We start from the raw sequence: 4,817 nt of genomic DNA, 5'->3' as shown, positions 1-4,817 counted from the left end.
ACCCCGACGAGGGCAAGATCCTCATCGGCGGCGAGGACATGACCGATGTCGATGCCGAGTTCCGCGGCGTCGGCATGGCGTTCCAGAATTTCGCGCTGTTCCCGCATATGAGCGCCTTCGACAACATCGCGACGCCGCTCGAGGCCAGGCACTCCTCGCAAGGCACTATCAAGGCCGGCGTCGAGAGCGTCGCCAAGTTGCTCAAGATCGACCATGTGCTGAGCCACAAGCCACGCGCGCTCTCCAACGGCCAGAAGCAGCGCACTGCGCTTGCCCGCGCCCTGGTCGGCTCGCCGCCAATTCTCCTGCTCGACGATCCCTTGCGCAACGTCGATGCCAAACTGCGCTTCGAGATGCGGCTTGAACTGCCGCGGCTCCTGCATGACCGCGGCGCGACCGTCGTCTACGTCACCCAGGACTACAAGGAGGCGATGGCGCTCGGCAACCGCATCGCGGTGATGTCGCAAGGCGTCATCCGCCAGCTCGGCACGCCCGAGCAGATCTATCGCGAGCCGGCCAATGTCGAGATCGCCAGGCTGTTCGGCGATCCGACCATCAATTTGCTCGACGTCAAGCCGGCCCGCGACGCCAAGGGCATCTATGTCGGCCTGTCGAACGTCCAGGTCCATCTCGCCGGCGCCTATGAGGCGGCGGTCGGGCGCGACTGCGTCATCGGCCTGCGGCCCGAGGCGCTGAGCTTCGTCGGCGAGGCCACGCCCGGCGCCGTTCCGGTGACCGTCGAGGCCGAGACGCCGCTCAACGAAAAGATCGTCACCTTGGTGCGTACCGTGCGCGGCCGCGAGATCCTGGTCTCGCGCCCGGCTGGAACGCCGGGCCAGACCGAGGGCAAGGCGCATATCGCCGTCGACAGCAAGAGCGCGCTGCTGTTCGATCATGCGAGCGGCGAGCGCATCGGCGCCAATAGGGTCGTCAATTTGCGCAGCGGAGAAGCGGCATGAGCGCCAGCGCCCTCACCATTTCCGGCGTCGACAAATTCTACGGCCCGATCGACCGCGGCGTGCATGCGGTGAAGAACCTGACGATCGGGATCGCCAGGGGCGAGATCGTGGCGCTGCTCGGCTCGTCGGGCTGCGGCAAGACCTCGACGCTGCGCATGATCGCTGGCTTCGAGGAGGTTTCGCGTGGCGAGATCGCCGTCGCCGGCCGCAAGGTGCACACACTGGCGCCGGTCAAGCGCAACGTGGCGATGGCCTTCGAGGGCTACTCGCTCTATCCGCCGCTCACCGTGCGCGAGAACATGGCCTTCGCGCTGAAGGCGGCGCGGCTTTCGAAGAGCGATGTCGACGCCAAGGTCGCCAGCATCGCCAAGTTGCTCGAGATTGAGGACATCCTCGAGCGCTATCCGAGCTCGATCTCCGGCGGCCAGCAGCAGCGCGCCAGCCTCGGCCGGGCGCTGATCCGCAACGCCGACCTGCACCTGCTCGACGAGCCGATGGGCCAGCTCGAGCCGCAGCTGCGCGCGGTGCTGCGCGGCCGTATCAAGCACTTCATCAAGGAGCGCGGCCTGACCGCGATCCTCGTCACCCACGACCAGACCGAGGCGAACGCCCTCGCCGACCGCATCGCGGTGATGGAAGGCGGCGTGCTGCAGCAGTTCGACACGCCCGACATGATCAAGCGGCGGCCGGCGAACCTGTTCACCGGCACCTTCGTCGGCGAGCCGCCGATGAATGTCTTCGAGGCCTTCGTCGGCACGGTCGCCGGCAAGATCAGCCTGAGGCTGCCCGACGGCTTGTCGCTCGACTACGACAAGGACGCCTTCAGCGGCCCGGTGCGCGACCAACTGCTTGCCCGCGAGCGCGTCGTCATCGGCGTCAGGCCCTATGCGGTACGCCGCTCGAAGGACGGCGTGCCGGCCACCGTCTCGGCCAACCAATGGCTTGGTGACCAGACCCATATCGCCGCCGATTTCGCCGGCGGCTCGCTGGTGCTGGTCGAGCATGACCGCACCCGCCTCGAGCTAGGGGCGCCGATCAATGTCAGCATCGACCCGAAGAACCTGCACGTCTTCGACCAGGCGGACGGCAGGGCGATTTCGCACGGGATGGAGCTTGCCTGATGCGGGATGTGCTGATCGGCATCGACGCCGGCACGTCTGTCATCAAGTCCGTCGCTTTCGACAAGGCGGGCCGGCAGATCGCGGCCACCGCGCTGCCGAACCGCTACGAGACGCTGCCGGGCGGTGGCGCCGAACAGGACCTGGCGCGCACCTGGGCCGATACGGCGGTCACGCTTCGCCAGCTGGCCGACAAGGTGCCGGACCTCGCTAACCGGGTAATCACCATAGCGGTGACTGGGCAGGGCGACGGCACGTGGCTGATCGACAAGGGCGGCGAGCCAGTCGCCAAAGGCTGGCTGTGGCTCGACGCGCGCGCCGCCAGGGAGGTCGAGGAGATCCGCGCCCGGCCGGAGGACCGACTGCGCTTCGAAAAGACCGGCAGCGGGCTTGCCGCCTGCCAGCAGGGATCGCAGTTCGTCTTCATGAAACGAAACATGCCGGCAATGCTTGCCAGCGCCGCGACGGCATTCCATTGCAAGGACTGGCTCTATTTCAAGCTGACCGGCGAGCGCGCCACCGACCCTTCGGAAGGGACCTTCACCTTCGGCGATTTCCGCACGCGCGATTACTCCGACGATGTGCTCGACGTGCTCGGCGTCGCCGACCTCCGGCATTTGCTGCCGCCGATCGTCGACGGCACTAGGCAAAGCGCCGCCCTGTCCAAGGCGGCGGCCGATGCCAGCGGGCTGATCGCCGGCACGCCGGTCGTACTCGCCTATGTCGACGTCGCCTGCACCGCGCTCGGCGCCGGCCTGTTCGACCGCCAGCGCAAGCCCGGCTGTTCCATCATTGGCTCCACCGGCATGCACATGCGCCTTGCCGAGACCCCGGACGAGGTGCTCCTGAACGAGGCCAAGACCGGCTACACCATGACCATGCCGGCGCCCGGCGTCTTCGCGCAGATGCAGTCGAACATGGCGGCGACGCTCAACATCGACTGGGTGCTAGGGCTCGCCTCCGGCATCCTTGCCGCGCAAGGCATCTCGCGCTCGAATGGCGAGATGATCGCGCTGGTCGACGGCTGGATATCGTCGTCGAAGCCGGCTTCGCTGATCTACCAGCCCTATGTGTCGGAGGCCGGCGAGCGGGGTCCGTTCGTCGATGCCAATGCAAGGGCTGGCTTCGTCGGCATTTCCTCGCGCCACGGCTATGCCGACATGGTGCGCGCCGTTTTCGAGGGGCTGGCCTTCGCTTCGCGCGATTGTTACGCCGCCATGGGCTCGCTGCCGCGAGAGATCCGCCTCACCGGCGGCGCGGCACGCAGCCCGGCCCTGCGCAAGATCCTCGGCGCCGCCGTCGGCGCCGCGACGCGCACCAGCGAGCGCGAGGAGGCGGGCGCCGCGGGTGCCGCCATGATCGCGGCGGTCTGCGTCGGCCTCTACCGGTCGATGGACGATTGCGTCGCCGAATGGGTCACGCCTCTGCTCGGCAAGGCCGAGCCGAGCGACCCGCAACTCGCCGCCATCTACGACAGGATGGCGCCATCCTACACATTGGCGCACGAGGCGTTGCGTCCGGTCTGGCGGTCGATGGCCGCGGCGAAGGCAAATTGAGAAGTCGAGCATGCACAGAAAAATTGCGATCATCGGCGACCGTTTCATGCTCCCGGAGGTCTTTCGGATTGAGATCGAGAAGGCCTGCGGCAACAGCCTCGACATCCGCACGCTGGAAACCGCGTGGCCCGACGAGCCGATGGAGTTCGGCAACACCGCGCTCGGCCTCGACAAGGTAAAGGAGTATTTCGGCCATCCGGACGAGGTGGTCGATTTTGTCGGCGATGCCGAGATCCTGGTGACCCAGCTCGCTCCGCTCTCGGATGGAATGATGCGGCGCCTTCCGGCGTTGAAACTGGTCGCTGTGTCGCGCGGCGGACCGATCAACATCGACATGGCGGCCGCCAAGGCTCACGACATCCGCGTCGTCAACGTTCCAGGCCGCAACGCGAGCGCCGTCGCCGAGTTCACCATCGGCGCCATCCTCGCCGAGACGCGGCTGATCCGCGTCGGTCACGAGGCCCTGCGCAAGGGCGAATGGCGCGGCGATCTCTACCGCGCCGACCGCACCGGCCGCGAGCTCAGCGAGATGACCGTCGGTGTCGTCGGCTATGGCAATATCGGCACGAAGGTGGTGCGCCTGCTGCGCGCCTTCGGCTGCCGCGTCCTGGTCTGCGATCCCTACGTGCAGCTGAGCGCGGACGACCGCAATGCCGGCGTCGAGCTGGTCGCGTTCGACGAACTCCTGTCGCGCTCCGACGTGGTCACCCTGCACTCCCGGGTGACCGCGGAAACCCGCGGCCTGATCAACAAGGACACCATCGCCGGCATGAAGGCCGGCGTGATCTTCATCAACACCGCGCGCGGGCCGCTGGTCGACTATGACGCGCTTTACGAGGCGCTGGTCTCCGGCCATATCGCCTGCGCCATGCTGGAAACCTTCGCGATCGAGCCGGTGCCTTCGGATTGGCCGCTGCTGCAGCTGCCGAATGTGACGCTCACCCCGCATATCGCTGGCGCCTCGGTGCGCACCGTCACCTACGCGGCCGAGCAGGCGGCCGAGGAAGTGCGCCGCTATCTTGCCGGCCTGCCGCCGGTCAATCCGTGCTGAGTGCCATGAAGCGTTGCGTAGAGGGTTCGGCGAGATGAGCGGTGACGGCGACATTGTCGACCTTTTCGTCATCGGCGGCGGCGTCAACGGCGCCGGCATCGCGCGCGACGCCGCCGGCCGTGGCCTGTCCGTC

At 67.3% G+C, this 4,817-nt stretch carries 4 protein-coding genes; all 4 read left to right on the top strand.

The window, feature by feature from the left end:
• A partial coding sequence (locus EN745_RS30260) for an ABC transporter ATP-binding protein (RefSeq protein WP_145992213.1) occupies window positions 1–959 on the top strand: 959 nt, incomplete at its 5' end.
• Window positions 956–2,080 (top strand): ABC transporter ATP-binding protein, encoded by a 1,125-nt coding sequence (locus tag EN745_RS30255; RefSeq protein WP_127405991.1) that lies wholly within the window; start codon window positions 956–958, stop codon window positions 2,078–2,080. The genes EN745_RS30260 and EN745_RS30255, both read left to right, overlap by 4 nt.
• Complete coding sequence (locus tag EN745_RS30250) at window positions 2,080–3,633, top strand: FGGY-family carbohydrate kinase (RefSeq protein WP_127422943.1); 1,554 nt, start codon at window positions 2,080–2,082, stop codon at window positions 3,631–3,633. Before EN745_RS30255 ends, EN745_RS30250 begins: the two co-directional genes overlap by 1 nt.
• Window positions 3,634–3,643: 10 nt before the next feature.
• Window positions 3,644–4,684 carry a 2-hydroxyacid dehydrogenase gene (locus EN745_RS30245; protein WP_127405648.1) on the top strand — a complete coding sequence of 347 codons (1,041 nt, stop codon included), beginning with the start codon at window positions 3,644–3,646 and terminating at the stop codon, window positions 4,682–4,684.
• Window positions 4,685–4,817 lie beyond the last annotated feature (133 nt).

The organism is Mesorhizobium sp. M4A.F.Ca.ET.022.05.2.1 (assembly GCF_003998845.1).
Taxonomy (GTDB): domain Bacteria; phylum Pseudomonadota; class Alphaproteobacteria; order Rhizobiales; family Rhizobiaceae; genus Mesorhizobium.
This window is presented reverse-complemented; position numbering and strand designations above follow the sequence as displayed.